The organism is Mycobacterium simiae, assembly GCF_008370645.1.
Lineage (GTDB): Bacteria > Actinomycetota > Actinomycetes > Mycobacteriales > Mycobacteriaceae > Mycobacterium > Mycobacterium simiae_A.
In genome coordinates this window covers 31,315-52,731 of sequence record NZ_VTZN01000003.1, presented here as the reverse complement: position 1 = coordinate 52,731, position 21,417 = coordinate 31,315, and the positions used below count along the sequence as shown (strand labels likewise).

At 65.8% G+C, this 21,417-nt stretch carries 19 protein-coding genes and 2 pseudogenes; 14 read left to right on the top strand and 7 right to left on the bottom strand.

Annotated elements, in window-relative coordinates; genetic code table 11:
* The first annotated feature begins 6 nt into the window (after positions 1–6).
* The 4 genes from ripB (at position 7) to F0Q45_RS01310 (ending at position 3,929) form a co-directional block, all read left to right on the top strand.
* Positions 7–729 (top strand): NlpC/P60 family peptidoglycan endopeptidase RipB, encoded by a 723-nt coding sequence (ripB, locus tag F0Q45_RS01325; protein ID WP_149652188.1) that lies wholly within the window; start codon positions 7–9, stop codon positions 727–729.
* A gap of 125 nt (positions 730–854) precedes the next feature.
* A complete protein-coding gene (moxR1, locus tag F0Q45_RS01320) occupies positions 855–1,970 on the top strand; it encodes a chaperone MoxR1 (RefSeq protein WP_149652187.1) in 1,116 nt (371 codons plus the stop codon).
* On the top strand, positions 1,967–2,920 hold the full coding sequence (locus F0Q45_RS01315) for a DUF58 domain-containing protein (RefSeq protein ID WP_149652186.1): 954 nt from the start codon (positions 1,967–1,969) through the stop codon (positions 2,918–2,920). The genes moxR1 and F0Q45_RS01315 overlap by 4 nt, the downstream gene beginning before the upstream one ends.
* A 1-nt stretch (position 2,921) precedes the next feature.
* Positions 2,922–3,929, top strand: a complete 1,008-nt coding sequence (locus tag F0Q45_RS01310; protein ID WP_149652185.1) for a VWA domain-containing protein — start codon at positions 2,922–2,924, stop codon at positions 3,927–3,929.
* A 56-nt stretch (positions 3,930–3,985) separates the two neighbouring features.
* Here F0Q45_RS01310 and F0Q45_RS01305 read toward each other — a convergent pair whose 3' ends face one another.
* Positions 3,986–4,828, bottom strand: a complete 843-nt coding sequence (locus F0Q45_RS01305; RefSeq protein WP_149652184.1) for a hypothetical protein — start codon at positions 4,826–4,828, stop codon at positions 3,986–3,988.
* A gap of 141 nt (positions 4,829–4,969) precedes the next feature.
* On the opposite strand from F0Q45_RS01305, the gene fabG1 reads away from it, so the two are divergent.
* From fabG1 to F0Q45_RS01290, 3 genes are read left to right on the top strand one after another with little or no spacing between them, the layout of a single operon-like run.
* A complete protein-coding gene (gene fabG1, locus F0Q45_RS01300; RefSeq protein ID WP_149652183.1) occupies positions 4,970–5,737 on the top strand; it encodes a 3-oxoacyl-ACP reductase FabG1 in 768 nt (255 codons plus the stop codon).
* Positions 5,738–5,753: 16 nt separating this feature from the next.
* Positions 5,754–6,563, top strand: a complete 810-nt coding sequence (gene inhA, locus F0Q45_RS01295) for an NADH-dependent enoyl-ACP reductase InhA (protein WP_149652182.1) — start codon at positions 5,754–5,756, stop codon at positions 6,561–6,563.
* 6 nt (positions 6,564–6,569) lie between these two features.
* On the top strand, positions 6,570–7,595 hold the full coding sequence (locus tag F0Q45_RS01290) for a ferrochelatase (protein ID WP_149652181.1): 1,026 nt from the start codon (positions 6,570–6,572) through the stop codon (positions 7,593–7,595).
* Here F0Q45_RS01290 and F0Q45_RS01285 read toward each other — a convergent pair.
* Positions 7,561–8,493: a hypothetical protein gene (locus tag F0Q45_RS01285; RefSeq protein ID WP_149652180.1), complete on the bottom strand. Its 933-nt coding sequence runs from the start codon at positions 8,491–8,493 to the stop codon at positions 7,561–7,563. The two genes, F0Q45_RS01290 and F0Q45_RS01285, sit on opposite strands and share 35 nt — an antisense overlap.
* 57 nt (positions 8,494–8,550) lie before the next feature.
* On the opposite strand from F0Q45_RS01285, the gene F0Q45_RS01280 reads away from it, so the two are divergent.
* The 4 genes and pseudogenes from F0Q45_RS01280 to F0Q45_RS01265 form a co-directional block, all read left to right on the top strand.
* Complete coding sequence (locus F0Q45_RS01280) at positions 8,551–8,985, top strand: NfeD family protein (protein ID WP_149652179.1); 435 nt, start codon at positions 8,551–8,553, stop codon at positions 8,983–8,985.
* 21 nt (positions 8,986–9,006) lie between these two features.
* Entirely contained in the window at positions 9,007–10,152 is a 1,146-nt protein-coding gene (locus tag F0Q45_RS01275; protein ID WP_149652178.1) for an SPFH domain-containing protein, read from the top strand.
* 8 nt (positions 10,153–10,160) lie between these two features.
* Positions 10,161–10,517 (top strand): DoxX family protein, encoded by a 357-nt coding sequence (locus tag F0Q45_RS01270; protein ID WP_149652177.1) that lies wholly within the window; start codon positions 10,161–10,163, stop codon positions 10,515–10,517.
* Between the two features lie 150 nt (positions 10,518–10,667).
* Positions 10,668–11,216: pseudogene (locus F0Q45_RS01265) on the top strand (sensor histidine kinase); the annotation flags it as partial.
* A gap of 79 nt (positions 11,217–11,295) precedes the next feature.
* Here the strand turns inward: F0Q45_RS01265 and arsB are convergent.
* The 3 genes and pseudogenes from arsB to F0Q45_RS01245 form a co-directional block, all read right to left on the bottom strand.
* Positions 11,296–12,803: pseudogene (gene arsB, locus F0Q45_RS01255) on the bottom strand (ACR3 family arsenite efflux transporter).
* The gene (locus F0Q45_RS01250) at positions 12,800–13,189 is read right to left on the bottom strand and encodes an ArsR/SmtB family transcription factor (RefSeq protein ID WP_149652174.1); all 390 of its coding nucleotides are present in this window, start codon (positions 13,187–13,189) and stop codon (positions 12,800–12,802) included. The pseudogene arsB and the gene F0Q45_RS01250 overlap by 4 nt, the downstream one beginning before the upstream one ends.
* Positions 13,190–13,281: 92 nt before the next feature.
* Complete coding sequence (locus F0Q45_RS01245; protein ID WP_149652173.1) at positions 13,282–13,752, bottom strand: ArsI/CadI family heavy metal resistance metalloenzyme; 471 nt, start codon at positions 13,750–13,752, stop codon at positions 13,282–13,284.
* A gap of 99 nt (positions 13,753–13,851) precedes the next feature.
* Here F0Q45_RS01245 and F0Q45_RS01240 point away from each other — a divergent pair, with 99 nt between their 5' ends.
* Positions 13,852–14,211, top strand: a complete 360-nt coding sequence (locus F0Q45_RS01240) for an Rv2640c family ArsR-like transcriptional regulator (protein ID WP_149652172.1) — start codon at positions 13,852–13,854, stop codon at positions 14,209–14,211.
* 362 nt (positions 14,212–14,573) lie between these two features.
* Here the strand turns inward: F0Q45_RS01240 and F0Q45_RS01235 are convergent, their stop codons facing one another.
* Positions 14,574–16,001 carry a PE family protein gene (locus tag F0Q45_RS01235; RefSeq protein ID WP_149652171.1) on the bottom strand — a complete coding sequence of 476 codons (1,428 nt, stop codon included), beginning with the start codon at positions 15,999–16,001 and terminating at the stop codon, positions 14,574–14,576.
* Between the two features lie 283 nt (positions 16,002–16,284).
* Positions 16,285–17,049 carry a TVP38/TMEM64 family protein gene (locus F0Q45_RS01230; RefSeq protein ID WP_149652170.1) on the bottom strand — a complete coding sequence of 255 codons (765 nt, stop codon included), beginning with the start codon at positions 17,047–17,049 and terminating at the stop codon, positions 16,285–16,287.
* Positions 17,050–17,230: 181 nt separating this feature from the next.
* Here F0Q45_RS01230 and mutA point away from each other — a divergent pair, with 181 nt between their 5' ends.
* A complete protein-coding gene (mutA, locus tag F0Q45_RS01225; RefSeq protein ID WP_149652169.1) occupies positions 17,231–19,084 on the top strand; it encodes a methylmalonyl-CoA mutase small subunit in 1,854 nt (617 codons plus the stop codon).
* 5 nt (positions 19,085–19,089) lie between these two features.
* Entirely contained in the window at positions 19,090–21,351 is a 2,262-nt protein-coding gene (gene scpA / locus F0Q45_RS01220) for a methylmalonyl-CoA mutase (RefSeq protein ID WP_149652168.1), read from the top strand.
* The last annotated feature ends 66 nt before the right edge of the window (positions 21,352–21,417 follow it).

The following is a 21,417-nucleotide window of genomic DNA, read 5'->3' as shown; positions in this document are numbered from 1 at the left end:
GGTTCTATGCGCCGCAAGCGGTTTCGGTTAACGACCCCAGCCTGGATCACCGCCTTGGTGACCGGGCTGTTGGTGGCTGTGGCCGGGCCGGCAGACGCTGATCCCGGCCAGTGGGATCCGACCTTACCGGCGACCATCAGTGCCGGTGCCCCCGGTGATCCGCTGGCCGTGGCTAACGCCTCGCTGCAAGCCACCGCCCAGGCCACCCAGACCACGCTCGACCTGGGGCGGCAGTTCCTGGGCGGGCTGGGCATCAATCTGGGCGGGAACAGTGCTCCTGGTGCGGCCGCCAACACCAGCCCGAGCCGGATTCCGCGGGCCAACGGCCGGCAGGCAATCGAGTACGTAATCCGGCGCGGCGGGTCGCAGCTGGGGGTCCCGTATTCGTGGGGCGGCGGCACGCTGGAGGGCCCGAGCAAGGGAGTGGACTCCGGAGCCGGCACCGTCGGCTTTGATTGCTCGGGTCTGATGCGCTACGCGTTCGCCGGCGTGGGCGTGCTGATCCCGCGGTTCTCCGGCGACCAGTACAACGCCGGTCGCCACATCCCGCCCAACGAGGCCAGGCGCGGCGACCTCATCTTCTACGGGCCGGGCGGCAGCCAGCACGTCACCATGTATCTGGGTAATGGCCAGATGTTGGAGGCGTCCGGAAGCGCAGGCAAAGTCACGGTGAGCCCGGTACGGAAGGCCGGCATGACGCCGTTTGTGACTAGGATCATCGAGTACTGAGCCAGGAGCGCTGCCAGCGTGACGGTTCGAGCGGGAACTGTGGCGTCGACGGAATCCAGGACGCCTGGAATAGTTGAACGCGGGCACGTCGCTGCCCCGTCTGATCGAGCGGTGGAGGGTAGTTGATGACATCAGCAGGTGGCGGTTACCCGGGTCCGGGTGGGCATGCGGGCCCGCCGGCCCATGAGGCGCCTTCAGGCGGTGCGGACGGGCTAGCCGCCGAGGTGCACACCCTGGAGCGGGCCATCTTCGAGGTCAAGCGGATCATCGTCGGCCAGGACCAGCTCGTGGAGCGGATGCTGGTCGGTCTGCTATCCAAAGGCCACGTATTGCTCGAAGGCGTGCCCGGTGTGGCCAAGACGCTGGCGGTGGAGACGTTCGCCCGCGTGGTCGGCGGGACATTCGCGCGGATCCAGTTCACGCCTGACCTGGTGCCTACCGACATCGTCGGCACCCGCATCTATCGGCAGGGTAAGGAGGAGTTCGACACCGAACTTGGGCCGGTAGTGGTCAACTTCCTGCTCGCCGACGAGATCAACCGGGCCCCGGCCAAGGTGCAGTCGGCGCTGTTGGAGGTGATGCAGGAACGCCACGTCTCCATCGGCGGCAAGACTTTCCCGCTACCCAACCCGTTCCTGGTGATGGCGACGCAGAACCCGATCGAGCACGAGGGCGTTTACCCGTTGCCCGAGGCGCAACGCGACCGATTCCTGTTCAAAATCAACGTCGGCTACCCGACCGCGGAAGAAGAGCGCGAGATCATCTACCGGATGGGCATTAGCCCTCCCCAGCCCAAGCAGATCCTGAACACCGGCGACCTGGTGCGGCTACAAGGGATCGCCGCCAACAACTTCGTGCATCACGCGCTGGTCGACTATGTAGTCCGAGTCGTCTTTGCCACCCGCGTACCCGAGCAACTCGGCATGAACGACGTCAAGAGCTGGATCGCGTTTGGCGCATCCCCGCGCGCCTCGCTGGGCATTATCGCCGCAGCCCGCTCGCTGGCGTTGGTGCGAGGACGCGACTATGTGATTCCGCAGGATGTCATCGAAGTCATCCCGGACGTGTTGCGCCACCGGTTGGTGCTCACCTACGACGCGCTCGCCGATGAGATCACACCGGAGGTCATTATCAACCGGGTGCTGCAGACGGTTGCCCTGCCGCAAGTGAATGCCGTTCCGCAGCAAGGCCATTCGGTTCCGCCGGTAATGCAGGCGGCGGCTGCGGCTAGCGGCCGGTGACCGAATCCAAGGCGCCGGCGGTCGTCTCGCCGCCGTCGTTGCTGCGCGGCGACATCGACGACCCCAAGCTGTCGGCGGCGCTGCGCACGCTGGAGCTGACCGTCAAGCACAAGCTGGACGGCGTCCTGCACGGCGATCACCTCGGTTTGATCCCAGGGCCAGGCTCGGAGCCCGGCGAGTCGCGTCTTTACCAGCCCGGCGACGACGTGCGCCGAATGGACTGGGCGGTCACCGCCCGAACCACTCACCCGCATGTTCGGCAGATGATCGCCGACCGGGAACTGGAGACGTGGCTGGTGGTGGACTTGTCGGCCAGCCTGGACTTCGGTACCGCCGTGTGTGAGAAACGCGACCTCGCGGTGGCGGCCGCGGCGGCCATCACGTTCCTCAACAGCGGCGGCGGCAACCGAATCGGCGCGCTGATCGCCAATGGCGCCGCGATGACTCGGGTTCCGGCTCGCACCGGGCGCCAGCATCAGCACACGATGTTGCGCACCATCGCGACCATGCCCAAAGCTCCGGCCGGGGTGCGCGGCGACCTGGCGGTGGCCATTGACGCGCTGCGCCGGCCGGAACGTCGTCGGGGGATGGCAGTGATCATCAGCGATTTCCTGGGCCCGATCAACTGGATGCGTCCGCTGCGGGCGATCGCCGCCCGCCATGAGGTGCTGGCTATCGAGGTACTCGATCCGCGCGATGTCGAACTGCCCGACATCGGCGACGTGATCCTGCAGGATGCGGAAACCGGTGTCACGCGTGAGTTCACCATCGACACGCAGCTGCGTGACGACTTCGCCAGGGCCGCCGCGGCACACCGCGGCGATGTGGCGCGGACCCTGCGCGGCTGTGGGGCCCCGATGCTGACACTTCGCACCGACCGCGACTGGCTCGCCGACATCGTCCGGTTTGTCGCTTCCCGCCGACGTGGGGCCATGGCGGGGGCCCAGTGACATGACGTTGCCGTTGCTGGGGCCCATGACGCTATCCGGCTTCGACCACTCCTGGTTCTTCCTCTTCCTGTTTGTGGTTGCCGGATTGATCGCGCTGTATGTTGTGCTGCAGCTGGCGCGCCAGAAGCGGATGCTGCGGTTCGCCAATATGGAGTTGCTGGAAAGCGTGGCCCCCAAGCGACCTTCGCGCTGGCGGCACATCCCGGCGATCCTGCTGGCCCTGGCACTGGTGCTATTTACCGTGGCGATGGCCGGGCCGACCCAGGATGTCCGGATTCCGCGTAACCGCGCGGTCGTGATGCTGGTGATCGATGTGTCTCAGTCGATGCGCGCGACCGACGTCGAACCCAACCGCATGGTGGCGGCCCAGGAAGCTGCCAAACAGTTCGCCGACGAGCTGACGCCCGGCATCAATCTGGGTCTGATCGCTTACGCGGGTACCGCGACGGTGTTGGTGTCGCCGACGACCAACCGGGAGGCGACCAAGAACGCGCTGGACAAGCTGCAGTTCGCCGACCGCACCGCGACTGGGGAGGCCATTTTCACCGCGCTGCAGGCCATCGCCACCGTCGGCGCGGTAATCGGTGGCGGTGACACACCACCGCCGGCGCGCATCGTGCTGTTCTCCGATGGCAAGGAGACGATGCCGACCAACCCGGACAACCCCAAAGGGGCATATACCGCCGCCCGCACCGCCAAGGACCAGGGCGTGCCGATCTCCACGATTTCGTTCGGCACTCCGTACGGCTTCGTGGAGATCAACGACCAACGCCAGCCGGTACCGGTCGATGATGAGACGCTCAAGAAGGTAGCCCAACTTTCTGGCGGAAACGCCTACAACGCCGCGACGGTGTCCGAGCTGAAGGCGGTGTACGCATCGCTACAACAGCAAATCGGGTACGAGACCATTAAGGGTGACGCCAGCACCGGCTGGCTGCGGCTGGGCGCGCTGGTCTTGGCGTTGGCCGGACTGGCCGCGTTGTTGATCAATCGCCGGTTACCGACGTAGGCCTGCGTGGGTGCGTAACCTGGCTGCGATTTCGGGCTCGGGTTTTCGCAGTGTGGTCACGTTCGCGACGCTCTCGCCTCGGCCACTCGGCGAATGATGTCCGCAGGGTGGTCCTCGGCGACGACCCGGACCACGATCCAACCGTGGCGGCGCTCCACTTTCTCAAGACGGCGGATGTCCCTGACGTAGTGGTAGCGGTTGGCTTGGTGGTGCCCGCCGTCGTACTCCGCGGCAACCTTAACGTCGATCCAACCCATATCCAAAACCGCGTCGCTCCAACCCCATTGGTTGCGCAGCACGATCTGCGTTTGTGGACGCGGAAACCCGGCGCGGATCAACAACAAGCGCAACCAGGTTTCCTTGGGCGACTGAGCGCCGCCATCGACGAGGTCGAGAGCGGCTCGGGCGGCTTTCATGCCGCGGCGGCCCCGATAGCGCTCGACCAACAGCTCGATATCGGCCGCTTTCAACTCGGTTGCCTGCATCAGGGCGTCGACTGCCGCGACGGCGGGGTCCAGGGGGAATCGCCTGGTCAGGTCAAGCGCCGTTCGCTGCGGTGTGGTGACGCGCATGCCGTCGATGACGCAGATCTCGTCGGACTCAATGCGTTCTTCCCAAACCTGCGCTCCCGGGACGGGACGGCGGTTGGTGTCGATGATCGCGGCGGGCAGGTCCGCGTCGATCCACTTGGCGCCATGCAGGGCCGAAGCCGAGTAGCCGGCTAGCACGCCGCGGCGGCGCGAGCGAAGCCACAGCGCTCTTGCGCGTAATTGCGCAGTCAGCTCTGCATCCCGCGACACGTACACGTCTTTGTGCAGCGCGACATGCCGACTGCGCAACTCGTAGGGCGTCAACGCGCCCGCAGCTAGGGCTTCGCTGCCCCGAAATGGGTCGGTCATGGCCGAAGTGTGGCGCGTCACACTGACAAACGTCGCGAGTGTAACCCGGCTGCGAAAATCCGCGCCGGAAATCGCAGCCAGGTGACGCTCGCGGACGCATCCGATTTCGTTGCGGCTGAGGCGAGGCGCTAGGTTGACGGGGTGACTGACACAGCCACTGACACTGCTACCGACAGCACTCCCGGCGCGGGCCGGCCCACGTTCGTGTCCCGTTCCGTGCTGGTCACCGGAGGGAACCGGGGAATCGGCTTGGCCGTCGCGCGCCGCCTGGCTGCCGATGGGCACCAGGTTGCGGTGACCCACCGCTCGTCCGGCGCGCCGGAGGGATTGTTCGGCGTCGAGTGCGACGTCACCGACAACGACGCCGTCGACGCCGCCTTCACCAGAGTCGAGGAGCGTCAGGGCCCGGTGGAGGTTTTGGTCGCCAATGCCGGCGTCACCTCCGACATGTTGATCATGCGGATGAGTGAGGAACAGTTCCAAAAGGTCATCGACGCCAACCTGACCGGCGTTTTCCGAGTCGCCAAGCGGGCGTCGCGCAACATGATCAAGAAACGGTTCGGGCGCTTCATCTTCATGGGTTCCGTTGTCGGCCTGACCGGGCTGCCGGGGCAGGCGAACTATGCTGCCTCCAAGGCTGGACTGGTCGGGATGGCCCGGTCGCTGACCCGGGAGCTGGGATCGCGGTCCATCACGGCCAATGTCGTGGCACCGGGCTTCATCGACACCGAGATGACCCAGGCCATGGACCCCAAGTACCAGGAAATGGCGCAGCAGGCGATTCCGTTAGGCCGCATCGGCAAACCCGAGGAGGTCGCTGGAGTCGTCAGCTTCCTCGCCTCGGAGGACGCCGCATACATTTCGGGCGCGGTGATCCCGGTCGACGGCGGCGCCGGCATGGGCCACTGACAGAACAAGGACAGAGATGACAGGACTGCTGGACGGAAAACGGATCCTCGTCAGCGGGATCATCACCGACTCCTCGATCGCGTTCCACATCGCCCGGGTAGCTCAGGAGCAGGGCGCTCAGCTGGTGTTGACCGGGTTCGACCGGATGCGACTGATCCAGCGGATTGTGGACCGGCTGCCGGAAAAGGCCCCGCTGCTGGAACTCGACGTGCAAAACGACGAGCACCTGGCCACCCTCGGCGACCGCGTTGGCGACGTGATCGGCGCGGGAAACAAGCTCGACGGCGTGGTCCACTCGATCGGCTTCATGCCGCAAAGCGGGATGGGCATCAACCCGTTCTTCGACGCACCCTACGAAGATGTGTCCAAGGGCATCCACATCTCCGCGTATTCGTATGCCGCGCTGGCCAAGGCGTTGTTGCCGATCATGAACCGCGGCGGTTCCATCGTCGGCATGGACTTCGACCCGAGCCGGGCGATGCCGGCCTACAACTGGATGACCGTCGCCAAGAGTGCGCTCGAATCGGTGAACCGTTTCGTCGCGCGCGAGGCCGGCAAATACGGAGTGCGCTCCAATCTGGTTGCCGCTGGGCCGATCCGGACGTTGGCCATGGCCGCGATCGTCGGCGGCGCGCTCGGCGAAGAAGCTGGCGCGCAGATCCAGCTGCTCGAGGAGGGCTGGGACCAGCGCGCCCCCGTCGGCTGGAACATGAAGGACCCAACCCCGGTCGCGAAGACGGTCTGCGCGCTGCTCTCCGAATGGCTTCCGGCCACCACCGGCGACATCATCTACGCCGACGGCGGCGCCCACACCCAATTGCTCTAGCGCGCAATGGAATTTGATGCCCTCCTGCTGCTGTCCTTCGGCGGTCCGGAGGGGCCCGAGCAGGTGCGGCCGTTCTTGGAGAACGTCACCCGGGGCCGCGGCGTGCCGCCCGAACGCCTGGACGCGGTAGCGCAGCACTATCTGCATTTCGGGGGTGTGTCACCGATCAACGGCATCAATCGAGCGCTGATCACCCAGCTCCAAGCCGAGCAAGACCTGCCCATTTACTTCGGCAACCGTAACTGGGAGCCATACGTCGAAGATGCGGTGGTAGCCATGCGCGACAACGGGATCCAGCGGGCGGCAGTGTTCACCACATCAGCCTGGAGCGGTTATTCCAGCTGTACGCAGTATGTCGAGGATATCGCCCGGGCACGCAAGGTAGCCGGCCCGGATGCGCCCGAACTGGTCAAACTGCGGGCCTACTTCGACCATCCGCTCTTCGTCGAAATGTTCTCCGATGCCATTGCCGCAGCAGCCAACACGGTGCCGGACAACGCTAGACTGGTGTTCACCGCGCATTCGATCCCGGTGGCCGCTGATCAACGCTTGGGCCCACGCCTCTACAGTCGCCAAGTCGCTTATGCCGCAAGGCTGGTGGCGACCGCCGCCGGATACGCCGACTACGACCTGGTTTGGCAGTCGCGATCTGGCCCGCCGCAGGTTCCGTGGCTGGAGCCCGACGTGGCCGATCACCTCACCGCATTGGCGAAATCCGGTGCCGAAGCCGTGATCGTCTGTCCCATTGGGTTTGTCGCGGACCACATTGAGGTGGTTTGGGACCTTGACCACGAGTTGCGGTTACAGGCACAGGCATTAGGAATGGCGTTCGCGCGGGCCAGCACTCCCAACGCCGATCGCCGGTTCGCTCGCCTGGCTAGCGGCTTGATTGACGAACTTCGTTACGGCCGTGAGCCGGCCCGGCTAGCTGGTCCTGATCCAGTGCGGGGCTGCCTGGCCAGCGTCAACGGCCAGCCGTGTGGTCCGCCGCACTGCGTTAGTCCGTCCAGGCCGACTGCAGGATCGCGCTGACCGCCGCGATCCGCGCCGAACGCACCACAGTGGTGAGCGGGCGTAACGCGTCGCAGGCAATTTCAACTTCAGACGACGATTGCGGGCCGGCCACCATGCGCTGGGCCAACCGGTCGGTGGCGGAATCGGGCATGCGACTCAGCCCGGCACTGACCGCGATGATGGCGTCGACGTGCGCAGCATTCTCCAGCACCCGCAGCGCCCGCGACGGCGCGTGGTCGGGAATCCGGTGTTGGCGTGTGGATTCCAGCAACTGCTCGACCAAGCCGCGAGGATTGGCGATATCGCTACCGGCGGATCCCAGACCCATCGTGCCCAGCGCGTCCGCGGCCGAGCGTACCGCGGAACGCAACGCGTATTCGGCGTCGCCCAGCTCCTGGTGGTCGAACACCGGGGCACTCGGTAGCGAATACACCATCCACGACAAGGCACACAGTTCGGGGACCGCTGCGTCGTCCGCGGGCTCTTCGGCGTCGCCGTAGGAGAACTCGGGGACCAGTCCGAAGGCAGTGCCGGGCTCGTCGGGACTGGTGACGATAACGGCTTCGCCCGCGGCTAGCGCGTCGTGCTCGAATTGGGTTCCGGCGGAAAGCCCGCGCACATCACCTGGCACCGGCAATACCAGATTGATCGTCCCGCGTAACCGAGATGGCGTCCCGGCAGCGGACATTGTCGAGCGGCCCGCGGTGGCACGCAGTGTTTGCAAGAGCGACACCGTGCCAAAATCGTGCACGTCGGGCCATGGCAGTCCGGTGTGGCCGGCCGCGACAGCATCGTAAGCGGTGACTGATTGCGTTGGCGCCCAAAGTGATAACGCGTCCAGGACATCGTCTGGCGCGGCCTTGCTGGCGAGCCAGGCGTTGGCCCACATCGACAGCGAAACACTGGGACACCACATGGTCTCGCAGTGTAGTTGTTCGCCCCGGCTGAGGCGGATCGCGCGTATCCTGTGCGCATGCCCGTCGCCCTGATCTGGCTAGTCGCAGCGTTGGTGCTGGCCAGCGCGGAGGCGTTGACCGGCGACATGTTCTTGCTGATGCTCGGTGGCGGCGCCCTGGCGGCGTCGGGAAGCAGCTGGCTGATGGATTGGCCGGTGTGGGCCGACGGCGTAGTGTTCCTCATCGTCTCGGTGCTGTTGCTGGTGCTCGTTCGGCCCGCACTGCGGCGGCGGATCAACCCCGCCAAAAGCTTGCCGATGGGCATCAAAGCACTGGAGGGCAAGAAGGCCCTGGTGCTGGATCGGGTGGTCCGCGACGCCGGCCAGGTCAAAATCGACGGCGAGGTGTGGTCGGCGCGCCCACTCAACGACGGTGACGTGTTCGAACCTGGCGATTCGGTGACGGTGGTGCACATCGCGGGTGCCACCGCGGTCGTCTTCAAAGGTGAGTAACGACTCGAGAAAGGAATCCCGGTGCAAGGTGCGGTTGCCGGCCTGGTGTTGTTGGCCGTTCTAGTGATTTTTGCGATCGTCGTGGTGGCTAAGTCTGTTGCGCTGATCCCGCAGGCGGAGGCCGCCGTGATCGAACGGCTGGGTCGCTACAGCCGCACGGTCAGCGGGCAGCTGACCTTGTTGGTGCCGTTCATCGACCGCATCCGAGCCAGGGTGGACCTGCGGGAGCGAGTGGTGTCGTTCCCGCCGCAACCCGTCATCACCGAGGACAACCTGACCCTCAACATCGACACCGTGGTGTACTTCCAGGTCACGGTTCCACAAGCGGCGGTCTACGAGATCAGCAATTACATCGTCGGTGTCGAGCAGCTCACCACGACCACGCTGCGCAACGTCGTCGGCGGTATGACGTTGGAGCAGACGCTGACCTCGCGTGACCAGATCAATGCCCAGTTGCGCGGTGTGCTCGACGAAGCGACCGGCCGCTGGGGTCTGCGTGTCGCGCGCGTTGAACTGCGCAGCATCGATCCACCGCCGTCAATTCAGGCGTCGATGGAAAAGCAGATGAAGGCCGACCGCGAAAAGCGCGCGATGATCCTCACCGCTGAAGGCACCCGGCAAGCAGCCATCATGCAGGCAGAGGGCCAGAAGGCGTCCCAGATCCTGGCCGCCGAGGGAGCCAAGCAGGCCGCGATCCTGTCCGCCGAAGCCGATCGCCAGTCCCGGGTGCTGCGCGCTCAGGGCGAACGCGCCGCGGCCTATCTGCGGGCCCAGGGTGAGGCCAAGGCCATTGAGAAGACATTCGCCGCGATCAAAGCTGGCCGACCCACCCCGGAGATGCTGGCCTACCAGTACCTGCAGACGCTGCCGGAGATGGCGCGCGGCGACGCCAACAAAGTTTGGGTGGTGCCCAGCGATTTCAGCGCCGCACTGCAGGGCTTCACCAGGCTTTTGGGCACACCGGGGCAGGACGGGGTGTTCCGGTTCGAGCCGTCCCCGGTTGAGGACCTGCCCAAGCATGCCACCGACACCGACGATGCCGAGGTTGCCGACTGGTTCTCCACCGACACTGACCCGACCATCGCCCAGGCGGTGGCCAAAGCCGAGGCGATCGCCCGTAAGCCGGTGGACGGCCCGCCGGGGGCGCCACCGGGGCTAGCCCGATAGGAGAACCGATGAGCGTGGTGACGTCACCGAAAACCTATGTGGCACTAGCGGCTTTTCAGGTCGGCGATGCGGTGGCTTGCACGATACCGCTCAGGCCCATCAAAGAGCTGCTGGACGATCTGGGGGTCCCAGAAACCGTTCGTCCGGTACTTCCAGTGGCGAAGGCCGCCTCAGCCGTCGGTCTGCTCTCGGTCACCCGATTCCCCGCCCTGGCCCGGTTGACCACGGCAATGCTGACCCTATATTTCGTCCTGGCGCTGGGGGCGCACATGCGCGCCCGAGATTTCAGTGTCAGGGCGATCCCGGCGGCGGCGTTTCTGGCTTTATTCGCGGTGATGACCGCCAGAGGGCCAGAGCGAACGTGATCCGGGACGCCGACCGATCGCCCGCGCGTCAAGCTGTTGTGCCAGCTCAGCAAAGCTGCGCCGCGTCGTGAAGTCGCTGCGCAGGGTCGTGGTGTCGGGGTCGGCGGTGGTGGCTGCTGTCGGTTGCCTGACGGTTTGCGGCTGATCCCGATTGCCGACGCCGCGCATGAGCTGTGCACCCCGATCGCCGGAATCCAGGCCGCCGCCGAACAACTCGCCACCAGCGCATGCCAGCACGAAGACGATCCTGCTGCACACGCCCAGTACTGCCGTGCCAGCCTGCCGTTGTCCGATGCCCGCCGCGCCGGACGGCTCGTCGCCGACATGCTGGATCTGAGCCGTATCGACGCTGGGGTTGTGTTGGCTCGGCACGTGACCGACGTGAGCGCATCGTCGACGCCGAAGCCCACCGGGGCCTCCCTGCTGGCGCCCTAAGTCACGGTGTAGAGAACCGGACTGAGACGTTGACCGTGTCAGTGGATGCGACGCGGGTAGCGCAGATCCTGTCGAATCTCCTCGATAACACGCACCGGTACACCCCAGCCGGTGGATCGATCACCCTCGATTTGAACTCCGGTCGGGAAGTAGCCGAGGTCACGGTCACCACCACCGGACCGGGCATCCCGGCACCACGAGCGCTACCGCAGCTTCGAACGGTTGGCGCGCCTGGATGCGGGCGGCGCCCGCGACCGCGGGGGGCTGGTCTGCAGCCGCTGGCGCAAATGAGGATCAACCCCACTGACGGAGCCGGGGTGCACCCGCGACGATTGCTGCTCCGCTATGCGGTGTCGGCTGCTGGAAGCAGTTCAGCGATCAGCGCGCGGACATGCTTGATGATGTTGTCGCGGATGGCTCGCACGACGCGGAGGGGCTGACCGGCGGGATCGGCGAGGTTCCAGTCACGGTAAGACACCCCGGGAAAATAGGGACAGGTGTCGCCGCAGCCCATGGTTATCACCACGTCGCTGCTCTGCACCGCCTCAGCGGTGAGCACTCTTGGGGCCGCTGAGGTCAGGTCGATGCCCAGCTCGGCCATTGCGGCCACGGCGACCGGGTTGATCTGGTCGGCGGGTTCGGTTCCGGCCGAACGGACTTCGATGCGGCCCTGGGACAAATGGGTCAGCAGGGCGGCGGCCATCTGAGAGCGGCCCGCGTTGTGCACGCAGACGAACAAGACGTTGGGGGTATCGGTCATGCGGGCTGGCTTGTCACCGGTTGAGCCTGTGCTAATGAGAAGAGCCGAGGCCGCAGCGCCAATGAGACATAGACCAGGGCGACGAGCACGGGCACTTCAATCAGCGGTCCAACAACACCGGCCAGCACCTCTCCGGACGTGGCGCCGTAGGTGGCGATCGCGACGGCGATAGCGAGTTCGAAGTTGTTGCCGGCGGCGGTAAACGCCAGTGTGGTGGTGCGGGCATACCCGAGTCGCAGCACCAGTCCCAATGCGTAGCCGCCGGCCCACATGACGGCGAAGTAGGCCAGTAGCGGTAGCGCGATGCGGGCGACGTCCCATGGCCGGCTGGTGATCTGATCGCCTTGCAGCGCAAACAGCATCACGATCGTGAATAGCAGGCCGTAGAGAGCCCAGGGCCCGAGCCGTGGCAGCAACCGGGTCTCATACCAGGGCCGGCCCCTAACGCCTTCTCCGAAGCGGCGGGTAAGGTATCCGGCGGCCAACGGGATGCCGAGGAAAATGAGCACGGATTTGGCGATCTGCCACGCCGAGACATCGATGCCGGTTTGCGGCAGCCCTAACCAGCCGGGCAACACCGAAAGGTAGAACCAGCCCAAAACGGCGAACATGGCGACTTGGAACAGCGAGTTCAGCGCGACCAGGACGGCTGCGGCTTCACGGTCGCCGCATGCCAGATCGTTCCAGACGATGACCATGGCGATGCAGCGGGCCAGCCCGACGATGATCACCCCGGTGCGGTAGTGGGGCAGCTCCGGCAGCAGCAGCCAGGCCAGGGCGAACATGACCGCTGGGCCGAGCACCCAGTTGAGCAGGAGCGAGCCGACCATCAGGCGGCGGTCGGCGGTCACGGTGTCGAGCTGGTCGTAGCGGACCTTGGCCAGCACCGGATACATCATGATCAGCAGCCCGGTCGCAATGGGCAGCGAAATCCCGTCGACCTGCACAGCACTGATCAACCTGCCCAGGTCAGGGATCAATCGGCCCAGCGTCAACCCAGCGGCCATCGCCAGGGCGATCCACACCGGCAGGAACCGGTCTAGCCTGGGAAGCCGCTCCACTGCGGAAGATTCGGTGGCCGTGCCGGTCACTGGACTGCCCCGGCGGTGGCCGCGGGGACTCCGGCCAGTAGCACGGAGAGCTCCGTGAGCACCTCGGACACCACGGCGTAGTACACCCAGGTACCGCGGCGCTGCGATGTCAACAACCCGGCTTCGCGCAGCACCTTAAGGTGATGGGAGATGGTGGGCTGACCGACCCCGAGCGCGCCGAGATCGGCCGTGATGTCGCATACGCAGGCCTGCCCGCCGGACCGGCTGGCGACCGCCGAGAGCAGCCGTAGCCGTACCGGATCGGACAGAGCCTTGAATCGGGCCGCCAGCACTGCCGCGGCCGGGACACTCAACGGTTCGGTGACCAGCGGGCTGATCTCGCAAGACGGCTCGTCGACGTCCACGCGATCAAACTGCTTCGACATGCATTGATATTGACAGTTATCGAACCAGGAGGCAACTCAACACAGGCGCTGTCGGCGGTGGGCATTCGGTGGCGGATGCCCACCGCATGCGGTCAACAGCAGGCTGTCGTCGCAGGCGCGTCGGCCTCGGCCGGGGCGCCGCAGCACGTGGCCTGCCCGTCAGCCGGGTCGGCGTGGGCAGGGCCCGCGCCGAAGGTTTCGGAGTCGGCGAGCACGGTGTAGATCTCCCACTGCTCTCCGCCGGGGCCGGTGACCCAGGCCTTGTCCTGGGTGGCGAAGCAGCAGGTGGTGCCCATCTCCTCCGCGGTGAACATGCCGGCATCGGTCAGGCGGGTGATTTCGGAGTGCACCGTGGCACTGGAGTTGACCTCGACACCGAGATGGTTGAGGCTGCCACCGGAGCCGGGGTTTTCCAGCAGCACCAGCTTCAGTGGCGGATCGGCGATTGCGAAGTTGGCATAGCCCGGTTTGACCTTGGCCGGCTGAGCGTCAAACAGCGTGGAGTAGAAGGCAATTGCGCTCTGCAGGTCATCGACGTTGAGGGCGAGTTGGACGCGGGACATGGTAGGCAACCTCCTGTTGGTTAGACATATATCGAACTAGTGCCAACATCAGAATGCCACCTTTTTGATATATGTCAAGGTATCTGGCATGGTGGAGTTATGCCCAAAGCATTGCCCATGATCGACATCTCCCAACCGGTGTGCTGTGCCCCGGTGGCCTCCGGGCCCATGAGCGACGACGACGCTCTGGCGGTGGCGCTACGCCTCAAGGCCCTGGCCGATCCCGCCCGGGTCAAGATCATGTCGTATCTATTCAGCTCCAGCGCGGGCGAGGAAACCAGCGGTGAGCTGGCCGCGGTCCTCGACCTTTCGGATGGCACGGTCAGCCATCACCTTGCCCAGTTGCGCAAAGCGGGCCTGGTCATTTCCGATCGTCGCGGTATGCATGTCTTCCACCGCGTACACCCGCAGGGCTTGCAAGCACTGTGCGCAGTCCTGGATCCGCGGTGCTGTCGCTGACGTCCGGCTGAGGTCATTGAGGGTCATCGAGTCTGCCGAGACGCTCAACCTCTGCTTCGCGAAGGCAGCACCCTAACTGTCGGGACCTGGCGCAGGCCGGCTGCATATCAGAATGGAATGCTGCCACGTCCCCAATCGTCGCCGCCCGGACGGGCTCAGCCATTGATCAGGGCCGGCGGGGGATTGACACCCATTAGCCGGACCATTCCTTGTTGCCCTGGCTGGTCGGGCTGGCCAGCGCTGCGACAGCGACGCTGTTGGACCCGGCGCCGCCACTTCTGCCGTCACCACCCGTCACCTGAAAGCGATCCGCCGACCGGCGCTTCCCGTGCCCTGCGCGGCTATCCCGCCCGTGCCCGGCATTAGCGGGGCTGTCCGGGTTGACCGGCGGTGCCGTTGGGGCCGAAGCCGCCGCCTGCGCCGTCTTTGCCCGCCTGGCCGTCGAGGATCCCGTTGCCGCTATGACCTCCCGCACCGCCGGTGCCGGCGGCCCCGCCGGCACCCCCGGTGCCGCCGGCGCCACCGGAGCCGGCTTCGCCAGCACCGCCGAAGCGGCCGAACAGTCCGCCCGCGCCACCAGCACCACCGTTTCCGCCGTTGCCGCCAGTGCCCCCGACACCGCCTTGACCGCCGTCACCGCCGTCACCGCCGGCACCGTTCGCTCCTGCGATGTCGAACTGGGCGCCGGCGCCGCCATTGCCGCCAGCGCCCCCATTTCCGCCGCCAGCGCCCGTGCCACCGATGCCGCCGGCGCCTCCTGGCCCGCCGAAGCCTCCGTTGCCGATCAGCCATCCGCCGCGGCCGCCGGCACCGCCGTTGCCGCCCGTTGCGCCGATGCCGCCAGGCGCGCCCATGGCGCCATCACCTCCGGCGCCACCATTCGCGCCGGGCAGCCCAATGATCTGTTCGCGAGGGGGTGGATTGCCATCTGATACTCCGCCGCCATCTCCGCCCCTGCCGCCGCCGCCGCCGGCTTGCCCGAGGGTGGTGCCATCGCTGCCGGACCCGCCGGGGGTTGCGAAGGGCTGGCCTTGGAGACCGGCGAACCCGTGTTGGGCCGCGCTACTCCACGGATTGATCCCCGCGGCTCCTGTGCCGCCGATGCCACCGGCTCCGCCGTCGCCGCCTCGGCCGAACAGCCCGACGGCGGCGCCGCCGGCGCCGCCGTGGCCGCCATTTCCGCCGTTGACCCCCACGCCGCCGGGCCCACCGTGACCGCCATTGCCCGCGAGCAAGCCGCCCGACCCGCCCGCGCCGCCGGACCCACCAACAAGCCCCGTTCCTCCGGCGCCGCCGTTTCCGCCGTTGCCGAACAGCCCGGCATCGCCGCCGCGACCGCCAGCTTGGCCGGGCGCACCCGTCGCCCCGTCGCCTCCGTTGCCCCAAAGCCACCCGCCGGACCCGCCGGCCTGGCCTGGCGTCGTCGCGTTGACGCCGTTGCCGATCAAGGCGCGCCCCGTGAGGGCCTTTGATGGCGCGTTCGCCGCGTTCAGCAATAGCTGCTCGACATCTGCGACCTCGGTGTTGGCATATGCAATCGCATTAGCCGCCATGGTGCGCACCAGCTGGTCGTGCAATGCCCCCGCCTGAGCACTGATTGCTTGATATGCCTGACCGTAGGCGGTGAACATCGATGCGACGGCCTCCGAAACCTCATCAGCGCCTGCGGCCAGCACTTCCGTGATCGGCGCCCTAGCCGCCTCGTTGGCTTCGCTGATCGCTGAGCCTATGCCCGCCAGTTGTGTGCTTGCCGCTAACAGAATTTCTGGTGTCGTGATCACGAATGACATCCGGAGCTATCTCCATGCACTCGATCGAGGCTGAACCGGGTCGTCGACTACCGGGGCGGTCCACGTTGTCACAGTGCCACCCGTAGCTTTGCGTCCATGTGATTCCTGCTTTGCAGAGCATGCGGCGACTAGGTCCGCGATCTCGTTGACGCCACCAACCGTAGGCAGAGGGTATTCCGAGAAGATGTTGCAGGGATGAAATGCGATGGTCAGGGTGTTATAGCGACGCCGATGAGAAGGCAAATCCGGGCAGTAGCCAGTAGGAAAGCAACCTGCTCCGCGCTCAGTGAGTAACGGCCGGTTTGCGGGCGGGCTCGTCGTAGTGGGCGGGGCCCCGGTGATGGTGACGCCGATACTGACGGATTTCGAAAAGCAAGCCAGCCATGCCCAAAGTGCCTGTGCACACCGACACCAGAATCAGCAAGGGGTTGCCGTGACCGGCGAGCGCGTTACCCAGGACCACCACCGCGGCGGTGCCGGGGAGCAGACCGGCCAGCGTGGCCCACATGAACGGCGATACCCGCACCGCTGAGGCACCGGCGGCATAGTTGATCGCAGCAAACGGTACGGCGGGAATCAAGCGCAATGAAAAAACCGACACCCAACCTCGCTCTCGCAGCCGCTCGTCCAGCCGATCAACCACTCGCTGGCGCGCCAAGCGGTTCAGCCGCCATCCGGTCGCGCGCATCAGCAGCATGGCGATTACGGCGCTCGTGGTGCTGGCGATCACCGCAATCAGCACGCCCACGAGCGGTCCGAAGAGCAGCCCGGCGGCAAGGGTGAACACAGTGCGGGGGAACGGCGGCACCGTGACCACAATGTGCGCCAGCAGAAATGCCAACGGGAACCAGGGACCCACCGACATCGCCCAGTCGCGCCACTGGATTGCTGTGGGCAGCGGAACCAGCAATGCCACCGCACCCAAGACTGTGATTCCTGCCACTGTAGCGACCATCCGTCGCAGCGACACCTGCCGCGCCGCCGCGCCGAGCGCGACAACGAAACCGCGCAGTGTATCGGTGGTTTTACCTATGGCGGCAGCCGTCACGGCTTTTAAGCCTACGGTGCTCAGGTGAATATCGCGTTTCCACAGACTGGCGTTTCGTGTCGCACCGCAGCCTTGCCGGCGCGCCTTGTCATGCCTGTGACGAGCGGCATCAATTAGCCTTGTTAGTTAGGTGGCAGTCTCGAATCAATCCCGGCAATTGCTGCGGAAACAGGAGCAATCGGTGTCCATTGAGGTACCCGAGCTCGCCGACCTAGAACAGGTTCGCGAGCGTTGGCGCAGTGCGGTTGCCGGCGTGCTGTCCAAGACCACCCGTCGTGACCCCGCCGAGTTGGGAGAACATCCCGAACGGTTGCTGGATACCCCCACCCATGACGGGTTCGCGATCCAGGGCCTCTATACCGCCTTCGACGAGCTGCCGGAGCCGCCGCTGCCGGGCCAGTGGCCCTACGTGCGCGGCGGCAACCCGCTGCGTGACGTCAACTCCGGCTGGAAGGTCGCCGAGTCGTTTCCGACCTCGCAGGCGGCCGCGACCCAAGACGCCAACGCGGCGCTGCTGTCCGCGCTCGATGAGGGCGTCAGCGCACTGCTGATCCGGGTGGGGCAGGCTGGGGTGACGCCGGATCAGCTCACGGGGCTGCTGGCCGGTGTGTACCTGAATCTGGCACCAGTGATCCTCGGTGCGGGTGCCGACTACCCGGCGGCTTGCGATGCGCTCCTGGCGCTGGTCGAGGAGCTGGAGCCAGCAGAGCGCGCCACCTTGTCGATCGACTTGGGTGCTGACCCACTAACGGCGTCGTTTGGTGATCGCCCTGCTCCGGTGATCGAAGACGTCGTTACGATCGCCGCGCGGGTTGCGGGTGTCCCAGGTGTGCGGGCGATCACCGTCGACGGACCGGCGTTTCACAACCTGGGCGCCACCGCGGCCTGGGAACTCGCCGGGGTCCTGGCCGCCGCAGTGGCCTACCTGCGTCTACTTACCCAATCCGGGCTCTCGGTTGGCGACGCGCTGCGCAGCATCAGCCTGCGGCTTGCCGCCGATGACGACCAATTCATGACACTGGCCAAAATGCGGGCTGTGCGCCAGCTGTGGGCACGGGTAGCCGAGGTTGCTGGTGATCCATCCGGCGGCGCAGTCACGCTGCACGCGGAGACGTCGCTGCCGATGATGACTCAGCGCGACCCGTGGGTGAACATGCTGCGATGCACGCTGGCCGCTTTCGGGGCTGGGGTGGGCGGCGCTGACACTGTCCTGGTATATCCGTTCGACGTGGCGATTCCCGGCGGCCTGCCCGGTACGCCTCACAGCTTCGCACGCCGGATTGCTCGCAATATTCAACTACTGCTTTTGGAAGAGTCACATGTCGGTCGGGTGCTGGACCCGGCGGGCGGGTCTTGGTTCGTCGAGGACCTCACCGAACGGCTGGCCCAGCAGGCCTGGCAACATTTCCAGTCCATTGAGGCGCGTGGCGGGTTCGCCGATGCCCGTGACTATCTTGCTGACCAGCTCGCCGAGCTTGCCGCCCGCCGCTCCGACGACATCGCGCATCGGCGTATCGCGATCACTGGCGTCAACGAATTTCCCAACCTCGCCGAACCTGCCCTGCCGCAAGGTGCTTCGGTTTCCAGGGTGCGGCGTTACGCGGCCGAATTCGAAGCCTTGCGCGATCGTTCGGATCACCATTTGGCCCGCACCGGTTCCCGCCCGCGGGTGTTGTTGTTGCCGTTGGGCCCGCTGGCCGAGCACAACATCCGGATGACCTTCGCGGCGAACTTGTTAGCATCTGGTGGCATCGAGGAGCTTAACCCGGGGACGGTCGACGCCGCCGGTGTCGAGAAGGCGGTTTGCGATGCGGGCTCACCCAAGGTGGCCGTCGTGTGCGGTACCGACCAGCGCTACCTCGACGAGGCGGCCGGCGTAGTGGCGGCTGCGAGAAATGCCGGGATAGAGCGGGTGTACCTGGCCGGGCCCGAGCAGGCGTTGGGGGAGGCCGAGCATCGGCCCGACGGGTTCTTGACCGCCAAAATTGATGCAGTCGAAGCACTTTCGAATCTGCTTACCCGGTTGGGAGCCTAGTCACGATGACAACCACCGCACCTGCGATTGCCAGTTTCGCCGACGTCCCGCTGCACGGCGGGCGCGCCGTGCAGCCGGCCACCGAACAAGCGGTGGAAAAGTTTGTCGCCGCGGCTGCGGCAGCGCACTCCTACACGCCAGACCAGTTGCACTGGCATACGCCGGAAGGCATTGACGTCAAACCTGTTTACATCGCCGCCGACGGGCGCGCCGCCGCAGCCGACGGTTACCCGCTGCATAGCTTCCCCGGCGAGCCGCCGTTTGTACGCGGTCCGTATCCGACGATGTATGTCAACCAGCCGTGGACCATTCGGCAGTACGCCGGCTTCTCCACCGCTGCCGATTCCAACGCGTTCTACCGCCGGAATCTGGCCGCCGGTCAGAAGGGCCTGTCGGTCGCTTTCGACCTGGCCACCCACCGGGGCTACGACTCCGACCATCCCCGCGTGCAGGGCGACGTCGGAATGGCTGGTGTGGCAATTGATTCCATTCTTGACATGCGGCAGTTGTTCGACGGCATCGACCTGTCGGCGGTGAGTGTGTCGATGACGATGAACGGGGCGGTGCTGCCGATCCTGGCGTTGTATGTGGTCGCGGCCGAGGAGCAGGGGGTACCCCCGGAAAAACTCGCCGGCACCATCCAGAACGATATCCTCAAAGAATTTATGGTCCGCAACACCTACATTTATCCGCCCAAGCCCTCCATGCGGATCATCTCCGATATCTTCGCTTACACCAGCGCCAAGATGCCGAAGTTCAACTCCATCTCTATTTCCGGCTATCACATCCAGGAAGCCGGAGCGACAGCGGATTTGGAACTGGCGTACACCTTGGCCGACGGCGTCGACTACATCAAGGCCGGGCTGGACGCGGGCCTGGACATCGACACGTTTGTGCCCCGGCTGTCCTTTTTCTGGGGCATCGGCATGAACTTCTTCATGGAAGTCGCCAAATTGCGTGCGGGTCGGCTGCTGTGGAGTGAGCTCGTCGCCGGGTTCGGCGCGCAGAACCCCAAATCGCTCTCGCTGCGCACCCATTCGCAGACGTCAGGCTGGTCGCTGACGGCGCAGGATGTCTTCAACAACGTCGCCCGCACCTGCATCGAGGCGATGGCCGCCACCCAAGGCCACACGCAGTCGTTGCACACCAACGCGCTCGACGAGGCGCTGGCGCTGCCCACCGACTTCTCGGCCCGCATCGCCCGTAACACTCAGCTGCTGCTACAGCAGGAATCCGGCACGACTAGGCCTATCGACCCCTGGGGCGGCTCCTATTACGTGGAGTGGTTGACCCATCAGCTCGCTCAGCGCGCGCGTGCCCACATCGACGAGGTGGCCGAGCACGGCGGCATGGCACAAGCGATCAGCGACGGCATTCCCAAACTGCGCATCGAGGAGGCCGCCGCACGTACCCAAGCCCGCATCGACTCTGGCCAGCAGCCGGTGATTGGGGTGAATAAGTACCGGGTCGACGAAGATCAACAGATCGAGGTGCTCAAGGTCGACAATAGCCGGGTGCGCGCTGAGCAACTGGCCAAACTGCGGGACCTGCGGACCAGCCGCGACCCAGGCGAGATCGCGGCCGCCCTGGCTGAGCTGACCCGCGCCGCGGCGGCCCGAGACCGTACCGGCGAAGAGGGTTTAGGCAACAACCTACTGGCGTTGGCCATCAACGCCGCTCGCGCCAAGGCCACGGTGGGCGAGATATCCGATGCGCTGGAAAAGGTGTACGGGCGGCACCGGGCCGAAATCCGTACTATTTCCGGCGTCTACCGTGATGAAGTGCAAGGAGGCGGCAACATCACCCCGCTTTCCAAAGCCAGCCAACTCGTGGAGAAGTTCGCCGAGGCCGACGGCCGCCGGCCGCGCATCCTGGTGGCAAAGATGGGCCAGGACGGTCACGACCGGGGTCAGAAAGTGATCGCGACGGCATTTGCCGACATCGGCTTCGACGTCGACGTGGGGTCGCTATTTTCCACACCCGAGGAGGTAGCCCGCGAGGCCGCCGACAACGACGTCCACGTCGTCGGTGTGTCCTCACTGGCCGCCGGGCATCTGACGCTGGTGCCTTCACTACGCGACGCGCTGGCCACGGTAGGTCGGCCCGACATCATGATCGTGGTCGGCGGTGTCATTCCTCCAGGTGACTTCGACGAGTTGTACGCCGCCGGGGCCACCGCCATCTACCCGCCCGGAACGGTGATCGCCGACGCCGCCATCGGCTTGCTGCAAAAGCTCGCCGAGCGGCTGGGATACCAGCTCGATTAGTGTCCGGCCAACTGCTTTCCGCCAGCCTGCCGCCACGGCCAGATTCGGCTCATCTTCTCGCCGTGG